This window comes from Amycolatopsis echigonensis (assembly GCF_014174495.1).
In the GTDB taxonomy this organism is placed as follows: Bacteria; Actinomycetota; Actinomycetes; order Mycobacteriales; family Pseudonocardiaceae; genus Amycolatopsis; species Amycolatopsis echigonensis.
Map to the genome: position 1 here is coordinate 97414 of NZ_JACJHR010000014.1, position 16855 is coordinate 114268.

A 16855-nucleotide genomic window follows, 5' to 3' on the forward strand; every position below is an offset into this window, starting at 1 on the left:
GCCCCAGGCTGCCTCGCGGATGTTTCGCGGTTGTTGCGGCCGCACCCAATGTGCCGTTCGGTGCGTCACATCGGGTGCGGTCCGGGCTAGAGCGCCAACCGCGGCCAGGAAGCCGTGTCGCGCAACAACTGTCGGTCGTGCGTGGCCAGCACCACCGCGGCCGGGGTCGAGTGCAGGGCGTCGGTCAGCTCGTCCACCAGCGTCGCGGACAGGTGGTTCGTCGGCTCGTCCAGCAGCAGTACCTGCGGGCGCGCGGCCAGAACCAGTGCCAGATCCAGCCGTCGCCGGGCTCCGGTCGACAGCTCGGCGATCGGGCGGTGGCGGTCGTATCCGCTGAGCAAGCCCAGGTCAGCCGCGCCCGGGAACCGTTGTTCGAGCAGTTCGGCAGCAGTCCGCCGGGCGGGGAGGCCGGATTCCTGGCCCAGCCAGCCGATCCGCACCGAGCGGGCGCGCGTGACGGTGCCCGACGTCGGCTCCAGCGCCCCGGCCAGAACCGCCAGCAGGGTCGACTTTCCCGCCCCGTTCCGGCCGGTGACGACAAGCCGGTCCGCGCCGCCGAGGGTGAGGTCGACGGGGTGGTCCAGCCGTCCGGCGACGGCCACCCCGGCCGCCCGCAGGGCGACTGTTCCTTGGTGCTGCGGCAGTTCCGGCATGGCGAACCGAGCCGGTGGCGGCGGAACAGCCACTACGTGCGCGCTCAGCTCCTCCTGCCGCCGGTGCACGGCGCGGACCAACCCGGGCGCACGGGTCGCGCGGGTGTGCCTGCCGTGGCCCTTTTCCGGACGCCAGTTGTCGCGCAATCGGTTCTGTGCGGCGGAAAGGTCGTCCGCCAGCCGCTGTCGTTCCGCGAGCTGCTCGGCGTGCAGTGCCGCCCACCGAGCCCGTTCGGCCTGCCTGGCCTCGACATACGCCGCATAGCCGCCGCCGTAACCGCGCGGCCGGCCGTCGCTCGACGGGTCGAGGTCCAGCACGGACGTCGCGACGTCGGCGAGCAACGCGCGGTCGTGGCTCACCAGCACGACCACACCCGGGTACGCGCGCAGCTGCTCGGTCAGGTGCGCGAGACCGGACGCGTCGAGGTGGTTGGTCGGCTCGTCCAGCAGCAGCACGGAATGCCCCGCGCCGAGCAGGCACGCCAGCCGGACCCGATGCCGCTGCCCGACCGACAACGTGCCGAGCGGACGGCTCCGATCGTCGACCGCGTTCAGCGCGGCCAGCGAAACCTCGACGCGCCGGTCCGCGTCCCACGCGTCGAGGGCTTCGGCGGCCGAGAGCGCGGCGGCGAAGGCGTCGTCCGCACCGGACTGTCCTTCGGCGAGCGCGGTCGTCGCGGCTTCCAAACAGGCCAACGCATTGCGGACAGCCGCCAGTTCGAGATCGATCAGATCACCGACGGTTTCCAGCTCTCCCAAGGGAATCTGCTGGTCGGCAACACCGATCGTGCCCGCGCGGCGGACCTCGCCGCGGTCGACCGGCTGAGTCCCGGCCAGCACGCGCAACAGGGTGGTCTTGCCCCGCCCGTTCTCGCCGACAACGGCGACCCGGTCGCCGGCCGCCGCGACCAGATCGACCCCGGCAAGCACCGGACGGCCGCCGAAGGCGACGTGGACGTCGGACAGCCGGACATGCGCCGTGCGCACCAGCGCAGGCGAAAGCGGAGATGTCATGAAGGAAATGCCTCCGAGGAAACGTGATCAGCAACAAGGACGAGGGCCGGTGCCGCGAACGCGCGCGGCACCGGTGGAGGCGGTGCTCCCTCAGAGGTAGAGCTGGTGCTGTATCACGATCGCCAGGGTAAAGATCTTCCCGGCGGCGCGCATCCGAATTAGCGGTTCACCGCGCGAACCGCCAGCACGATCGGGAGCGGGGCCCCGGTCTCGGCGAACCGCTCGAAAGTCAGACCGGCGTCGAGGAACGCGTTCAGCAATGCTGGCAACGGCCGGTGCGTCGCCCCGACTTTGTCGCGGGATTCCCTGGTCGGTCCAGGATTCCTTGGTCCAGTGCCCGTCGAGGTAGCCAGGGCGGACGAGCACGGCGGCCGGGTCGCCGCGGTCGGCGAATCCGCCGCAGAAGCACGGATGGACGCCGACGTGCACGAACACTCCGCCCGGCCGCAGTACTCTCGCCACCTCGCGCAGCACGGCGAAATACGCGGGCATGTCGGTGCGCGCGAGCACCGAGACGACCGCGGCGACGCTGCTGTCCCGAACCGGCAGCCGGGTCGGCCTGGGCGATCGGCAGCCGGGAGATCTCGTCCTATGCCGCCACCGCTCCAGTGCACTGCCGACCAGCCCCGGGCCGCCACCGATTACGCGTTCGGCGAAGAAACCTTTCGCGCACAGAGGATCGTGTCGTGCAGTTCCCCGCCGGGGACCTTCCGGGTGCGGTTCTCGGCGACCGTGATCACCCACTGCTCGTCGTCCAGCCCGACGTCGTGGACGGTGATCGTCGACTCCGGGGGATGCAGTTCCCCGTGGTGATGCCCGACCACCAGCAAGGTCCCGCCCGGCGCGACCCACTCCGCGAGCCGCCCGAACAACGGGCCGGCGGCGTGCACGTAGTGCGTGGCGACCAGGTCGAACTGCCCGGACGGGGTCCAGTTCAGCAGGTCAGCGCAGACCCACTCGACCTTGCTCGAGCGTTCGCGCGCATGTCGCAGCACTTCCTCCGACAGGTCGACGGCCGTCACCTGCCATCCGTTCTCGGCGAGCCAGCGCGCTTCCGCACCCTCCCCGCAGCCGGCGTCCAGCGCTCGTCCGGGCGGGAGTTTCCCCGCCTCCTCGACGAGCTGCGGATGCGGTCCGAGCTGCGCGTGCCCGGCGGCGCCAGCCCAGTGCTCGTCCCAATAGGCCTGATCGAATGCATGCGGCACAACGGTTCCTTTCCTGGTTCCCGTTCCACCCTGCGAGCCCTCGGGCACAACTGGCAAGCAACCTTGCCAATCTGTCAAACTCGGCAGATGGACGACGAACGCGCCTTGGACGCAGTCGGCCCCCGGTTGCGCGAGCTGCGCCGGAAACGGGAGGTCACGCTGGCCGAGCTGTCCGCGCGGACCGGCATCGCGACCAGCACCCTGTCCCGGCTCGAGTCCGGCCACCGGCGGCCCACCCTCGAACAACTGCTGCCGCTCGCCCGCGCGCACGGCGTGACCCTTGACGAGCTGGTCGACGCTCCGCCAACCGGCGACCCGCGCATCCACCTCCGTCCGATCAGCTGCGCCGACGGCGTGACGATCCTGCCGTTGACGCGCCGTCCGGGCGGAATCCAGGCGTACAAATTCATCGTGCCCGGACAACGGAAGCCACCGGAACCCGATCCCAAGACCCACGAGGGCTACGAGTGGACATATGTCCTCAATGGACAGTTAAGGCTGCTCCTCGGCGAGCACGACCTGACACTTTCTCCCGGCGAGGCAGCGGAATTCGACACCCGGGTGCCGCACTGGTTCGGCGCGGCGTCGGCGGAGCCGGTCGAGTACCTGTGCCTGATCGGACGGCAGGGCCAGCGCGCGCACGTGCGGGCCGCGCCTAAGGCGTAACCGACGCGGGCAGACCGAAGGCCGGGAAATGCTCTCCGCCGAGGAAGGACGTGAGGTCGGAGATCCGATCCTCGCACAGGGTCAGGACGGTGATGGACCACGCCTCGTGCGGCGCCGCGGGTGAACCGCCGAGGTAGAACGCGACCGCGGGTTGGGCGTTCGCGCTGGTCAGCCGGAACCGCCAGCTCGGGCAACGCGTCATCGGAACCTGGAATGCGAACTCGACGACGGCGTCGCGGCCGCGGTACCAATGCGGCAGTGGCGGCATCGACCAGGTGACGTCCTCGGTCAGCAGGTTCACCAGGCCGTCGACATCGCCTTCGGCAAGGGCGGTCGCGAAACCGGTCACGAGTTCCTGCAGGCGGGCGTCGTCGAGGGTGCGGAGCGTCTGCTGCTGAGTGCGAGCGGGGACGCGGGCCGAGATGGTCCGGCGGGCGCGGGCCAGGGCGGAATTCACCGAGGTCACGGACGTTTCCATCATCGTGGCGATCTCGGCGGCGGAGAAGCCGAGGACGTCGAACAGCAGCAGCGCCGCCCGCTGGTTCCCCGGCAGATGACGGCACGCGGCGACGAAAGCGAGTTCGACCGCCTCGCGTTGTTCGTAGCTAGCCCCCGGCACGTCGGGGTACGGACCGAGCCAAGCCACGTCGGTGCGCGGAACCGAGTCGAGCACGACCTGTTCGCTCGACGGCCCCAGGTCGACCGGCAACGCACGACGGCCGCGCTGGTCGATGAGGTCCAGGCAGGTGCGCGTGGCGACTGTGTACAGCCAGGTCCGCAGCGCGCTCCGGCCCTCGAATCCCGGCAGCCCGCGCCACGCCCGCAACAACGCCTCCTGCACGGCGTCGTCGGCATCGTGAATCGAGCCGAGCATCCGGTAACAGTGCGCACGCAATTCCGCACGCAACGGGGCCACCGCCCGGGTGAACGCGGCTTCCGAAGAAAATTCCCCCACGCCCGACGATTCTGCCGCATCCGGCCGGTCTCACCTGGCAACGACTACCGAGGAGACCTGGCATGACCGCACTCTGGCCGCAGATCCACGCCGAACGCGCCGCGCTGGCCGACGACCTGGCCCACCTGTCCGACGCCCGCTGGAGCACGCCGTCGCTGTGCGCGGGCCTCTCCGTCCGCGAGGTGCTGGCCCACCTCACCGCGGGCGCTTCGCTCACGCCGGCGCGCTGGATGGCAGGCGTGCTCCGCTGCCGTTTCGACTTCGATCGCCAGGTCGCGATGCGTTTGGCCGAGTACCTCGGCGACAGCCCGGCCGACACCGCGGCCCGCTTCCGCCGGGTCGTCACCAGCACGACCAAGCCGCCGTTACCGGTCGTGGCGATGCTCGGAGAAACCGTCGTGCACGGCGAGGACATCCGCCGTCCGCTCGGAATCCGCCGCGAGTATCCGGTCGGCACGCTCACCGCGGTGGCCCGCTACTACCTCGGTTCCGACCTCGTCGTACTCGCCAAAGGACGCGTCCGCGGCCTCCGCCTCGAAGCCACCGACAGTGATTTTTCCGGCGGCTCGGGACCACTCGTGTCCGGCCCGACGCTCGCGCTGATCATGGCCATGACCGGCCGTTCCCGGTTCCTCGACGACCTGGACGGCGACGGCGTCGAGGTCCTGCGGGGGCGCTGACGGGCTTGCACTCCACCGCCAAGAGTTCTATAACAGTGGAGACAGTTATAGAACTCTAAGGAGATGCTCATGCGCACCCCGACCCAGAAAGGACGCTTCGGGGAGTACGGCGGGCGCTGGGTGCCGGAATCCCTGGTGCCCGCCTGCCTCGAAGTCGCCGACGCGTTCGAGAAGGCCTGGGTCGACCCCGGCTTCCGCGAGCAGCTCCAGACGATGCTCGCCCGGCACGTCGGGCGGCCCACGCCGGTGACGCCCGCCGAGCGGTTGTCCGCGGAACTTGGCGTGCGCGTCGTGCTCAAACGGGAAGACCTCACGCACACCGGATCGCACAAAATCAACAACGCGATCGGGCAGGCGCTGCTCGCGAAGCGGATGGGCAAGCACCGGCTGATCGCCGAGACCGGGGCCGGGATGCACGGCGTCGCGACGGCCACCGCGGGCGCGCTGCTCGACCTCCCGGTCACGGTGTTCATGGGTGAGCAGGACGTCGAACGCCAGTCGCACAACGTGTTCCGCATGCGCTACCTCGGCGCGGAGGTCGTCCCGGTCCGCTCCGGCAGCCGCACGCTCAAGGACGCGACCAGCGAGGCGATGCGGCACTGGGTCAGCTCGACCGAGGAAGCCCACTACTGCCTCGGCTCGGTCGTCGGGCCGCATCCGTACCCGTGGATGGTGCGGGAATTCCAGCGCGTGATCGGCGACGAAGCTCGCGAGCAGCACGCAACCGTGCCGGATTTCGTCGTCGCGTGCGTCGGCGGCGGGTCCAACGCGGCGGGGACTTTTGCGGGATTCGCCGACACCAGCGCACGGCTGGTCGGAGTGGAAGCGGTCGGCGGATCGGGCGCGACATCCGGCCAGGCCGGGGTGCTGCACGGGTCACGGTCGCTGTTCCTGCAGGACGAGCACGGGCAGATCCTCGAAGCCCATTCGATCGCGGCCGGGCTGGATTACCCCGGTGTCGGACCGGAACACGCGCATCTGCGCGACCTGGGCCGGGCGCGGTATGTCGCGGTCAACGACGAAGCCGCAGTCGCGGCGGCCGCGCAATTGGCTCGCACTGAAGGAATCATCCCGGCGCTCGAATCCGCGCACGCGCTCGCCTGGGTGGCCGAAGCCGCTGGCACGCCGGAACTTCCGGCTGGCTCGACGATTCTGCTCACCCTGTCCGGCCGCGGAGACAAGGACATCGCCACGCTGATCGCCCGCTCCGAGGAGTCCCGCGCATGAAAACCGACCGCAAGATCCTGATGCCGTATGTCACTGGCGGAATCACTCCACAGTGGACTACCTATCTTCCGGCGTTGGCGCAAGCCGGTGCGGACGCGATCGAAGTCGGAATCCCGTTCTCCGACCCCACTTTGGACGGCGCGACCATTCAGGAGGCGTCGAACGTCGCACTCGCCAACGGAACGACTCCGCAGAGCGTCCTCAATGCCCTGCGAGAGACCACAGTGGACGTTCCGGTCATCGTGAGCACCTACGCAAACTTGGCCGTCCGCAAGGGGTTCTGTGCCGAGTTGAAAGAAGCCGGAGTCACCGGGCTGATCGTTCCGGACCTGCCGCTGGAGGAAGTACCCGCGATCGAGACGGACGCCGTCGACGCCGGAATCGAGCTGGCATTGCTGGTCTCCCCCGCGACGCCAGCCGACCGCGCACACGAGATCGCCGCGCGTTGCCGAGGTTTCGTCTACGCCGTCTCGTCGATGAGCACGACCGGCGAACGCGACCACCTGCCTGCCTCCGCGATCGAGCTGGCCGCCCGGTTGGAGGCCACCACCGACCTGCCGATCCTGGTCGGTTTCGGCATCTCGCAGCCAGCGCACGCCGCTGAGGCGGCCCGTGTGGCCGACGGCGTGATCGTGGGCGCGGCGATCATGCGGCGGGTGCTCGACGGCGCTGGTCCAGAGCAGGTCGGCGAGTACGTCGCGACCATGCGGGCCGCGCTGGACTAGAATCCGCTGGTCAAGCCAGAACTGGACCAGAACGGACGCGCATGGCCCGATACCGAGCGATCGCCGCGGATCTCGCCGCGAAGATCCGTGCCGGGGAGTACGCGCCCGGCGAGGCCTTGCCGCCGCAACGGGAGCTCAGCGCGTCCTACGGCGTCACGCTCATGACGCTCCGGCAGGCGCTGCGCGAACTCAGCGACGAAGCCCTGATCGTGCAACAACCCGGCCGCGGCACCTTCGTGGCGCCGACACCAGCCTCGTACCAGCTGGGCTCCTTGCGCAGCTTCACCGAGGACCTGCGCGATCAGGGTTACGTCGTGCGCACCGAGGTCGTCAGCCAGGCGGTGCGGCGGCTGCCCACTCGCGTCGCCGCACGGCTGCAAGCCCGGACCACCGATTCCGGCCTGCGGCTCGAGCGGGTGCGCGAGTTCGGCGGTCGCCGGGCGATTCACCAGGTGTCCTGGGTCGCTCCCCCGCACGGGGAACGCTTGCGGGACATCGATTTCACCGAAAACTCGCTCTACAGCGCACTGTCCGAATCTGACGTCGTGGTGGACCGGGCCGCCGAAACCATCCGCCCGGACTCTCTCGACGACAAACTCGCCCGCCTGCTCGACGAACCCGTCAACACCCCGGTGCTGGTCAGCGAGCGCACCACCAGCACCCCGGACGGCACGATCGTCGTCATCGACCGCGCGACCATCCTCGGCAGCATGATGCACATCAGCACCGAACGCGCCGCCGACCGGCTGTCACTGCGCTGGGGAGCCGGAAGCTGAATCGCGGTGGCCGTGCGCCAGAACGGCCAGGTGCACCGAAAGCCGAGTGTCCGGATTGGACAGATCGACGCCGAGCAGCCGTTCGATCGTCGCCAGCCGCGAGTACGCCGCAGGACGGCTGAGGTTCAGCGTCTTCGCGAATTCCGTCATCGAATAGCCCGATTCGACAAACGCCCGCAACGTCGCGAACGCCCGGCTGGCGCGCGGTTCCGGCAACGTCAGCAACGGCCGCAGCTGAGCCTCGGTGAACTCGTGCAGCCGCGGATGGTCCCGCAACCACCACAGCAACCCGCGCACGCCCAAGTCTCCAGCGCGCCGAAGTCCAGGCGCCCCAGGCGATTCGACGTCCGCGACGTGCACCGCCTCCTGCAGTGCCGCCGGTAATTCGCCGAGCCGACGCACTGGCCCAGCCGCTCCGAACGCGGCTGCCAACCCCTCCGGAACCCCGGCGACCACCCGCTCCAGCAACGCTTTCTCCGCGGCCGTCGAGGAACACGGGAACACCGCGGCCACGCGGCCTTCCGCGAGCACGCCGCCGATCCCGTCGCTGGTCAGCACCGCGTCCAGCAGCGCCCGCTCCTGCCCAGCCCGAGCCGGACGGCACACCAGCACCGTGTAGTACGCCGCCGAGGCCAGCCCCAACGCCCGAGCCCGCGCACGCACCGAACCCTCGTCCGCACCGTGCAACAGATCCCGCAGCAAATCGCCTTGCGCTTCGATTTCCACCGACAGCGGTGAGCGTTCCAGCAGCTTCCCGACGGTCAGCGCCTCGGCCGCGCGTTCGAGCACCATCCACGCCGAGGGTTGTTCCGCCGACCGCGCGGGCACGACCAGCCGGCCCCAGCGTTCGCGCGGCGGCCCGACCGGCGTGCACAGCCAGCCCTCCGGACCGCCTACCTCGGTCGCCGCGGAAAACGGCACCCGCCGCGACCGGGCAGGCCAATCCCGCAGCAGCGATTCCGCCGAACCGACGCCAGCGAACGCGAGCGCCCGGTGGGTCCGGTCCTCCAGCACCACCGGCAGCCCGATCAAATCCGCCGCATGCGCGAGGACCGCGTCCGGTGCCTGCGACGCCGAACCCACCGTGCTGAACGCCTCGTGCGCACGCTCGGCCAACCGCAACCGCTCGTAATGCGCGTTGACGATCCGCGCGTGCACGATCTCGGTCACCTCGATGAAGCGCACCGTGCTGCGCAGCTCCACCAGCGGAAACCGCGCGGCGCGAGCGGCCTGCACCAACGAGTCGGGCAACGACTTCAGATGCTGCCCCGGCTCCACGACCAGCCCGATCGCACCGGCGTCCCGCAGCGAGCGCACGTAGGCCACTGGGTCAAAGCCGGGTTCGGTGAACGCGCGCCCGATCGACAGCACCAGGACGTCGCTGGTCAGCGTCCCGGCGACATCGCTCAGCTCGCTCACGTGCACCGAGCGCACCGGCACGTCGACCGCGTCCGCCGCCGAGCGCACGACGGGTGACCCGGCGGCCATCACCGGCAGCTCGAGGACGTCTCGCAGGGTCAGGTGCACAACGTCAGCATAACCCGACGAAATGTCAAGCAAAGCCCTGACAAACCGACGATTCGTCGGTTACCCGCGCCCGGTGCGGAAGGGACCCTCGGAGGGCGAATACCCGGAAGAAAGGTGGCTCGATGAGCGATTCCGTGCCGACGCTGTCCCAGTGGATCGCCGGCGGCGAGGTGGCAGGCACTCCGGACGGCTACGGGGACGTCACGAACCCGGCGACCGGGAAGGTCACCGCGCGCGTGCCGCTCGGCTCGGCCGCGGACGCCGAGGCCGCGATCGCCGCCGCGAAAGCCGCGTTTCCCGCTTGGCGCAAGACTTCCCTGGCGAAGCGCAGCCGGACGCTGTTCCGGTTCCGCGAACTGCTCGACGCGCGGTCGGAAGAACTCGCGAAGATCATCACCGCCGAGCACGGCAAGGTGCTCTCCGACGCGGCGGGCGAGGTCGCGCGCGGACTGGAGGTCGTCGAGTTCGCCTGCGGGATCCCGCAACTGCTCAAGGGCGCGGCGACGGCCAACGCGTCGACCGACATCGACGTCACGTCGCTGCGCGAGCCGCTCGGTCCGGTCGCGATCATCTCGCCTTTCAACTTCCCCGCCATGGTCCCGATGTGGTTCTTCCCCATCGCGATCGCGGCCGGGAACACCGTCGTGCTGAAGCCGTCGAAGAAGGTTCCGACCGCCGCGAACTGGCTCGCCGAGCTGTGGCGCGAAGCGGGTCTGCCCGAAGGCGTGTTCAACGTGCTGCACGGCGACAAAACCGCGGTCGACGCGCTGCTGCACAGCCCGGACATCGAGGCGGTTTCGTTCGTCGGATCGACGCCCGTCGCGCGGTACGTCTACGAGACGGGCACCGGGAACGGCAAGCGCGTCCAGGCGCTCGGCGGTGCGAAGAACCACATGGTGGTGCTGCCCGACGCCGACCTGGACCTGGTCGCCGACCAGGCGGTGAGCGCCGGTTTCGGTTCCGCGGGCGAACGCTGCATGGCGGTGTCGGTCGTGGTCGCGGTGGGAGACGTCGCCGACGCGCTGGTGCCGCGAATCGCCGACCGCGCGAAGACGCTGGTGACCGGCGACGGCACTCGCTCGTGCGACATGGGCCCATTGGTCACCGCCGCGGCGAAGGACCGGGTATCCGGTTACATCGCCGCGGGTGCCGAAGCCGGCGCGACGCTCGTCCTGGATGGCCGAGAAGGCGAGTTCGACGCGGACGGCGAGGGATTCTTCGTCGGCCCCACGGTGTTCGACCACGTCCGCCCCGACATGCCGATCTACACCGACGAAATCTTCGGCCCAGTGCTTTCGGTGGTGCGCGTGGAAACGTTCGCCGAGGCGATCGAGCTGATCAACGCCGGTCCGTACGGCAACGGCGCGGCGATCTTCACCAACGACGGCGGCGCGGCCCGCCGGTTCTCCGCCGACGTCGAGGCGGGCATGGTCGGCGTGAACGTCCCGGTGCCGGTCCCGGTGGCCTACCACTCGTTCGGCGGCCGCAAGAACTCGCTGTTCGGCGACACCCACGCGCACGGCAGCGAGGGCGTGCACTTCTTCACCCGCGCCAAGGTCGTCACCACCCGCTGGCCGGGCGCCGGCCAGGGCGGGCTCGACCTCGGTTTCCCGCGGAACGTCTGAGAGGGATCAGCGATGGACACTCAGTCGGCAGCAGCCCGGCACCTGTGGATGCACTTCTCCCGCATGGGGAATTACCCCGGCTCGCCGGTCCCGGTGATCACTCGCGGCGAGGGCGTGCACGTGTGGGACGACCGCGGCCGCCGCATCCTCGACGGCCTGGCCGGGCTCTTCGTCGTGCAGGCCGGACACGGCCGCCGCGAACTCGTGGAGGTCGCCGCACAGCAGGCGAACGAGCTGGCGTACTTCCCGATTTGGGGCTATGCCACGAAACCGGCGGCGGAACTGGCCGAACGGCTCGCGCATCTCGCCCCGGGCGACCTCAACCGCGTCTTCTTCACCACCGGCGGCGGCGAGGCGGTCGAGTCCGCGTGGAAGGTCGCGAAACAGTACTTCAAGCTGACCGGAAAGCCCGGCAAGCACAAGGTGATCAGCCGCGCGGTGGCCTACCACGGCACCCCGCACGGCGCGCTCGCGATCACCGGCCTGCCCGCGATGAAGAAGGACTTCGAACCGCTCGCGCCGGGCGGGCACCGCGTGCCGAACACCAACCTGTACCGGCATCCGGAGTTCGCCGACGACCTCGAAGCGTTCGGCCGCTGGGCCGCCGACCGGATCGAGGAGGCGATCCTGTTCGAGGGCGCGGACACGGTCGCCGCGGTCGTGCTCGAACCGGTGCAGAACTCCGGCGGCTGCCTCACGCCGCCGCCCGGGTACTTCGAACGGGTGCGGGAAATCTGCGACCGGCACGACGTGCTGCTGGTCGCCGACGAGGTGATCTGCGCGTTCGGCAGGCACGGCACGACGTTCGCCAGCGAGAAGTTCGGCCTCCACCCGGACCTGCTGACCTGCGCCAAGGGCCTCAGCTCCGGGTACAGCCCGATCGCCGCGCTGATCGCGTCGGACCGGGTGATGGAGCCGTTCCTCGGGCCTAAGGTCGGCTTCCCACACGGGTACACCTTCGGCGGGCACCCGGTGTCGGCCGCGGTCGCGCTCGCGAACCTCGACCTGATGGAACGCGAGGGACTCAACCAGCGCGTACTGGACAACCAGGACGCGTTCCGCGCCACGCTGGGCAAACTGCTGGACCTGCCGATCGTCGGCGATGTCCGCGGCGACGGCTACTTCTGGGCGGTCGAACTGGTCAAGGACAAGGCGACCCGCGAGACGTTCAACGCCGACGAGCGCGAGCGCCTCGTCCGCGGCTTCCTGCCGGGAGCGCTGTTCGACCGCGGTCTCTACTGCCGTCCGGACGACCGGGGCGACGTCGTCGTCCAGTTCGCCCCGCCGCTGATCGCCGGGCAGGCGGAGTTCGACGAAATGGAACAGATCCTGCGGGACGCGCTGCTCGAGGCGCAGAAACTCGTCTGAGCCAGCCGGCGAGGGAGGAGGCCGGGGCCGTCTGGACCCGGCCTTCTTCCGTGCGGTCGCTTATCATGAGTGACAAGGAGTCCTCACCGCGAGGCGGCGCGCATGCCCGAGCACGAACCCGGCCTCGACCGGCGGCTGGCCGACGCCATCGAGCGGCTCGGGAACGGTCTGCGCGCGCTTTCCCAGCGCAGCGCCCGCACGCAGGGCCTTTCGCCGCTGCAGCAGCACGCCGTGCTGTCTCTGTCCCGCCAGCCCGCGCCGCGCCGCGAGGTGAACGCACTGGCCGCGGAGTTCGACGTGACCACACCGACGATGTCCGACGCGGTCAGCGCCCTGGAACGCAAGGGACTCCTCACCCGCTCGCCCGGTTCGGACGGACGCCGCCGCCTGCTCACCCTGACCGACCGCGGCTTCCAGGTTTCCGCCGAATTGTCGGCGTGGGATGCGCAATTGGTGGGCTCGCTGGCGGCAGTGCCGGAGACGGACCGCGCCACGACGCTGCACACGCTGCTCCGGGTGATCGCGGATTTGCAGCGCGGCGGAGCGATCAGCGTGGCCCGGGTGTGCACGACCTGCCGGTTCTTCGGGCCGGACGAACACCCCGACCCGAGGGCTCCGCACCACTGCCATTTGATGCGGAAACCCTTGGCGCTGACGGAATTGCGCACCGACTGCCCGGAGCACGCGCAGGCGACGGCCTGACCCCGTGCCGTGAGTCGCAGCCGGGCTCAGCGCATCACTCCTCGCTGTCGCGCACCAGCAGCGCGATCTGCACCCGGTTCACCACGCCGAGCTTCGCGAACAGGCTGCTCGTATGGGCCTTCACCGTCGCCACGCTGATGTGCAGCCGCGCGCCCACCTCGGCGTTCGACAGCCCTTCCGCGATCGCCCGCGCGGTGTCCCGTTCGCGTTCGGTCAACGCGGCCAGCCGCGCCCGCGCCGCCTCCCGCGCGGCACGCCGGGTCTCGGACGACCGAGGCCCCATCGCCGCGGTGATCAACCGGCTGGTGGCGGCAGGGGAGAGCGCGGGGTTCCCGTCGGCGACCGTGCGCACCGCGGCCAGGATGTCCGGCGGCGGGGTTTCCTTGAGCACGAACCCGAGCGCCCCGGCGCGCAGCGCGCCGAGCACCATCTCGTCGGAGTCGAACGTGGTGAGCACCAGGATCCGCGGCGGGTCCGGCCAGCTGAGGATCGCCTCGGTCGCGGAGAGCCCGTCGCGGCCGGGCATCCGCACGTCCATCAGCACGACGTCCGGCTGGAGCCGGCGGACCTCGGCGATCGCGGCGTCGCCGTCCGCGGCCTCGCCGGCGACCTCCAGGTCGGCTTCGCCGTCGAGCATGAGCCGCAGCGACATCCGCACCAGCTGATCGTCGTCGACGAGCACGACCCGCACCCGGTCCACTCACTCGCTCCCTTCGGCGCGGGCAGGCCACGGCAGCCACGCGGTCAGCACGAACCCGCCGTCCGGGTCCGCGCGATGGTCAAGTTCACCACCGGCGAGCTCGACCCGCTCGGAGAGCCCCAGCAATCCGAACCCGGCCGACGGCGGCGGCGTCTCGCCCGTGGCCGCGCCGGAATCGCGCACCGTCACGCGCAGACCTTCGCCCTCCCCGCCCTCGACCGTGACACACACTTCCGCGCCAGGCGCGTGCTTCCCGGCATTGGTCAGTCCTTCTTGGACAATCCGGTACACCGTGCGGGCCAGCAGATCCGGGGGCGTCCCGACGGATTCCGGCCGATAGACGACGTTGACCCCCAGCGCCCGCGCGTCGGCGACCAGGGCGGGCAGATTCGCGAGCGACGGCTGCGGCGGTTCGAGCCCGCCCGGACTGGCCCGCAGCACCCCGAGCACCTCCCGCAGCTCCTCCAGCGCCTGATGCGCGCCGTCGGCGATCCCCCTCGCCAGCAGCGAAACCTGCTCCGCAGGCAAGTCCGTGCGGTGCCCCAGCACCCCCGCCTGCATCGCGATCAGCGAAACCCGATGCGCGAGGACGTCGTGCATCTCGCGCGCGATCCGATGCCGCTCGACAATCCGCGCCTCGGCCGCCCGCGCGACCTGCTCGCGTTCCGCGCTCTCCGCCCGTTGCCGCAGCGACTGCAACTCCTCGCGCCGCGCCCCGATCGCAGCTCCGACGGCCACGACGATGCCGGTGATCAGGACGATGAACGAAACGGACAGCCACCACGGATCCGGATCCGCGCCGCGCGGATAGATGCTTTCGGTGATCGCCCCGGTCGCGACGCAGGCAAGCCCGATGAACGTGGTCTCGACCGGCCGCCGCCGGGTCGCGAGCGACCCGAGCACGAGCAGCGCGGCTCCCCCGGCGGACGTCGACACCGCCGAAACGATCACCACCCCGGTCGCGAGCGAAAGCGGATACTTCCGCCGCCACAGGGACGCGACCAGGCAGCCGAGCCCGACGATCGGGTAGCCGAAGACCAGCCATTCGGTCCGCGGGTCGTCGGCCCCCGGCGGCAGCTGGGAGGCGACCGCCAGCCACGCGAACCCGCCGATCAGCGCGGCCGCGGCCAGCCGCCAGCCCTGCTGCCACGGCTTGAGCTTGGCCTGCGCAACGATCACGAGCCCATCTTCGCCGATCCGCCCCCGCCGTGCAGCCGCCCTCGGCACACCCGCGTCCTAGACCAAAGTCGTAACCCTCGACTTTGGTCGGCCCCGGTTCGCTCCGCAGGTCCGATGTGCGCCGCAGGCGAAGCCGACACACTGAGACCACCACGAACTCAGGGAGAACACATGAGCAAGGGCGGCTATTCAGCGGTGCAAATCGTCGGCATGGTGATCACCGTCGTATGCGCGCAGGCCGCGATCCGCAGTTTCTTCGACCACGACGCACGTCAATTGTGGGGCGCGTTCGACTGGGTCCCCGGCGGCTGGGGCGGACAGCTAGCCGCGCTGGTGGTGCTGACGCTTGCCGGAACGGCTCTCGCCGGCTGGGCCCACGACCGAGCCAAGGAGAAAAGCTGAGTCCACTGCGGACTCAACGCACCTCGGGCCCGAGCGCCGCATACGTCTCCGGACGCCTCCGTCGCAGATAGCCCGCCATCGCCAGCCCCGCGACAATCAGGATCGGCAACAACCACGGCAATAGCCCGATCCACGCCGCGTCAGACCCGGCCATCGTCGGGAAATTCAGCACCGCCAGCACAATCACGCCGATCAACCCGGCCCCGCCCAGCCCCGGTGCGACAAACGTGCTCCACCAATGCGGATCACGCCGCTGCCGGAAGAACACCACCACCGCGATGGACGCCATCGCCTGCAACACGAGGATCGCCAACGTCCCAAACCCCGTCATCGACGATGTCAGAAACGCGACCGGGTCGAGCCCGAGCACCGCGAAGACCGCCGCGACGACCGTAGCGAACCCGATCTGCGCAGCACTGGCGTTGCGCGGCGCACCGGAAACCGTACGCCCCAACACCTTCGGCAGGACGCCATCCCGCGCCAGCGCGTAAATGTAGCGACTCGCGGAGTTGTGCAGGGCCAGCAGCGCAGCAAACAGGCTCACCACGAGCAACAACTGCATGACATCGGTAAGCAGGGTCCCGAGAACGTCCTGCGAGGTAGCAAGGAGCAGATCGCCTGCCGCAAGATGGTCCTGTGCCACGGATTTCGCGTTCCCGACACCGATCGCACTCACCAGCGCGAGCGACGTGACCGCCGCGAAGACCCCGATCGAAATCACCGCGATATAAGTAGCGCGAGGCACCGACTTGTCCGGGTCGCGTGCTTCCTCGCTGAACAACGCAGTCGCCTCGAACCCGATGAAACACGTGGCAGCGAACAACAACCCGAGCCCGATCGACCCAGACGTCACCACCGCGGGCGACAACGCGCTGAGCGAGTACCCCGACTTCGCGAGCACCGCGACGTCGAACACGACCAGAATGCTGACCTCAAGAATCAGCGACACCGCAAGCACCTTCGCCGAAACGTCCACCCCACGGCGACTCAGCAAGAACACCGCGACCACGGACAGCCCAGCCCACAACTCCCACGGCAAGTCAAGATGAAAAACCCGGTTGACGACACCGCCGGTCAACGCACCAGATGTCCCGACCGCCCCCGCGACGAAACAGTTGTACCCCGCCAACGCGACAAACGCCCCAGCAAGCCCAGCCGGACGCCCCAACGCCGCGGTGAGGTAGGCGTAGAACCCGCCCGCGTTGGAGACGTACCGGCTCATCCGCGCGTACCCGACGCCGAACAACAGCAACACGACCCCGGCGATGAGGAACGACGCAGGCATCCCGCCCCCGTTGCCCAGCGCGATCCCCAGCCCCGCGATCACCACCATCCCGGTCAACGGCGCGACGGCCGCGAGCACGAGAAACGCGATCCCGCCAGTACCGAGCGCATCAGCACGAAGCCGCCCCCCGACGGCCTCCGATGTCGACTGCTGTGCCATCCAGGCC

At 69.9% G+C, this 16855-nt stretch carries 17 protein-coding genes; 9 read left to right on the forward strand and 8 right to left on the reverse strand.

Annotated elements, in window-relative coordinates; translation table 11 throughout:
• Positions 1–86: 86 nt before the first annotated feature.
• From H5411_RS12770 to H5411_RS12780, 3 genes are all read right to left on the reverse strand, one after another.
• Positions 87–1667 (reverse strand): ABC-F family ATP-binding cassette domain-containing protein, encoded by a 1581-nt coding sequence (locus H5411_RS12770; protein ID WP_183123861.1) that lies wholly within the window; start codon positions 1665–1667, stop codon positions 87–89.
• Between the two features lie 90 nt (positions 1668–1757).
• Positions 1758–2411, reverse strand: coding sequence for a class I SAM-dependent methyltransferase (locus H5411_RS12775; RefSeq protein ID WP_220816846.1), 654 nt, complete (start codon positions 2409–2411; stop codon positions 1758–1760).
• Entirely contained in the window at positions 2309–2872 is a 564-nt protein-coding gene (locus H5411_RS12780) for a class I SAM-dependent methyltransferase (RefSeq protein WP_183123862.1), read from the reverse strand. The genes H5411_RS12775 and H5411_RS12780 overlap by 103 nt, the downstream gene beginning before the upstream one ends.
• Positions 2873–2959: 87 nt before the next feature.
• Here H5411_RS12780 and H5411_RS12785 point away from each other — a divergent pair, with 87 nt between their 5' ends.
• Positions 2960–3538, forward strand: coding sequence for a helix-turn-helix domain-containing protein (locus tag H5411_RS12785; RefSeq protein WP_183123863.1), 579 nt, complete (start codon positions 2960–2962; stop codon positions 3536–3538).
• Here the strand turns inward: H5411_RS12785 and H5411_RS12790 are convergent.
• Positions 3528–4493: a sigma-70 family RNA polymerase sigma factor gene (locus tag H5411_RS12790; protein WP_183123864.1), complete on the reverse strand. Its 966-nt coding sequence runs from the start codon at positions 4491–4493 to the stop codon at positions 3528–3530. The two genes, H5411_RS12785 and H5411_RS12790, sit on opposite strands and share 11 nt — an antisense overlap.
• 62 nt (positions 4494–4555) lie before the next feature.
• On the opposite strand from H5411_RS12790, the gene H5411_RS12795 reads away from it, so the two are divergent.
• From H5411_RS12795 to H5411_RS12810, 4 genes are all read left to right on the forward strand, one after another.
• Positions 4556–5173, forward strand: a complete 618-nt coding sequence (locus H5411_RS12795; RefSeq protein ID WP_183123865.1) for a maleylpyruvate isomerase family mycothiol-dependent enzyme — start codon at positions 4556–4558, stop codon at positions 5171–5173.
• Positions 5174–5242: 69 nt separating this feature from the next.
• Entirely contained in the window at positions 5243–6400 is a 1158-nt protein-coding gene (gene trpB / locus H5411_RS12800) for a tryptophan synthase subunit beta (RefSeq protein WP_312878179.1), read from the forward strand.
• Entirely contained in the window at positions 6397–7125 is a 729-nt protein-coding gene (gene trpA, locus H5411_RS12805; RefSeq protein ID WP_183123867.1) for a tryptophan synthase subunit alpha, read from the forward strand. The genes trpB and trpA overlap by 4 nt, the downstream gene beginning before the upstream one ends.
• 41 nt (positions 7126–7166) lie before the next feature.
• Positions 7167–7901 (forward strand): GntR family transcriptional regulator, encoded by a 735-nt coding sequence (locus tag H5411_RS12810; RefSeq protein WP_183123868.1) that lies wholly within the window; start codon positions 7167–7169, stop codon positions 7899–7901.
• On the opposite strand, the gene H5411_RS12815 is transcribed toward H5411_RS12810, so the two are convergent.
• On the reverse strand, positions 7875–9428 hold the full coding sequence (locus H5411_RS12815) for a PucR family transcriptional regulator (protein WP_183123869.1): 1554 nt from the start codon (positions 9426–9428) through the stop codon (positions 7875–7877). The two genes, H5411_RS12810 and H5411_RS12815, sit on opposite strands and share 27 nt — an antisense overlap.
• Before the next feature lie 122 nt (positions 9429–9550).
• Between H5411_RS12815 and H5411_RS12820 the strand changes: the two genes are divergently transcribed.
• The 3 genes from H5411_RS12820 to H5411_RS12830 all read left to right on the forward strand — a co-directional run bounded on the left by H5411_RS12820 (position 9551) and on the right by H5411_RS12830 (position 13123).
• The gene (locus tag H5411_RS12820) at positions 9551–11053 is read left to right on the forward strand and encodes a CoA-acylating methylmalonate-semialdehyde dehydrogenase (protein WP_183123870.1); all 1503 of its coding nucleotides are present in this window, start codon (positions 9551–9553) and stop codon (positions 11051–11053) included.
• A gap of 12 nt (positions 11054–11065) precedes the next feature.
• Positions 11066–12421, forward strand: coding sequence for an aspartate aminotransferase family protein (locus H5411_RS12825; RefSeq protein ID WP_183123871.1), 1356 nt, complete (start codon positions 11066–11068; stop codon positions 12419–12421).
• Positions 12422–12523: 102 nt separating this feature from the next.
• Positions 12524–13123 (forward strand): MarR family winged helix-turn-helix transcriptional regulator, encoded by a 600-nt coding sequence (locus tag H5411_RS12830; RefSeq protein ID WP_183123872.1) that lies wholly within the window; start codon positions 12524–12526, stop codon positions 13121–13123.
• A 34-nt stretch (positions 13124–13157) separates the two neighbouring features.
• On the opposite strand, the gene H5411_RS12835 is transcribed toward H5411_RS12830, so the two are convergent.
• Positions 13158–13823 carry a response regulator transcription factor gene (locus H5411_RS12835; RefSeq protein ID WP_183123873.1) on the reverse strand — a complete coding sequence of 222 codons (666 nt, stop codon included), beginning with the start codon at positions 13821–13823 and terminating at the stop codon, positions 13158–13160.
• A complete protein-coding gene (locus H5411_RS12840; RefSeq protein WP_183123874.1) occupies positions 13824–15002 on the reverse strand; it encodes a sensor histidine kinase in 1179 nt (392 codons plus the stop codon).
• Positions 15003–15173: 171 nt separating this feature from the next.
• On the opposite strand from H5411_RS12840, the gene H5411_RS12845 reads away from it, so the two are divergent.
• Positions 15174–15404: a hypothetical protein gene (locus tag H5411_RS12845; RefSeq protein WP_183123875.1), complete on the forward strand. Its 231-nt coding sequence runs from the start codon at positions 15174–15176 to the stop codon at positions 15402–15404.
• A gap of 13 nt (positions 15405–15417) precedes the next feature.
• Here the strand turns inward: H5411_RS12845 and H5411_RS12850 are convergent, their stop codons facing one another.
• Positions 15418–16848, reverse strand: coding sequence for an APC family permease (locus H5411_RS12850; protein WP_183123876.1), 1431 nt, complete (start codon positions 16846–16848; stop codon positions 15418–15420).
• Positions 16849–16855: the final 7 nt, after the last annotated feature.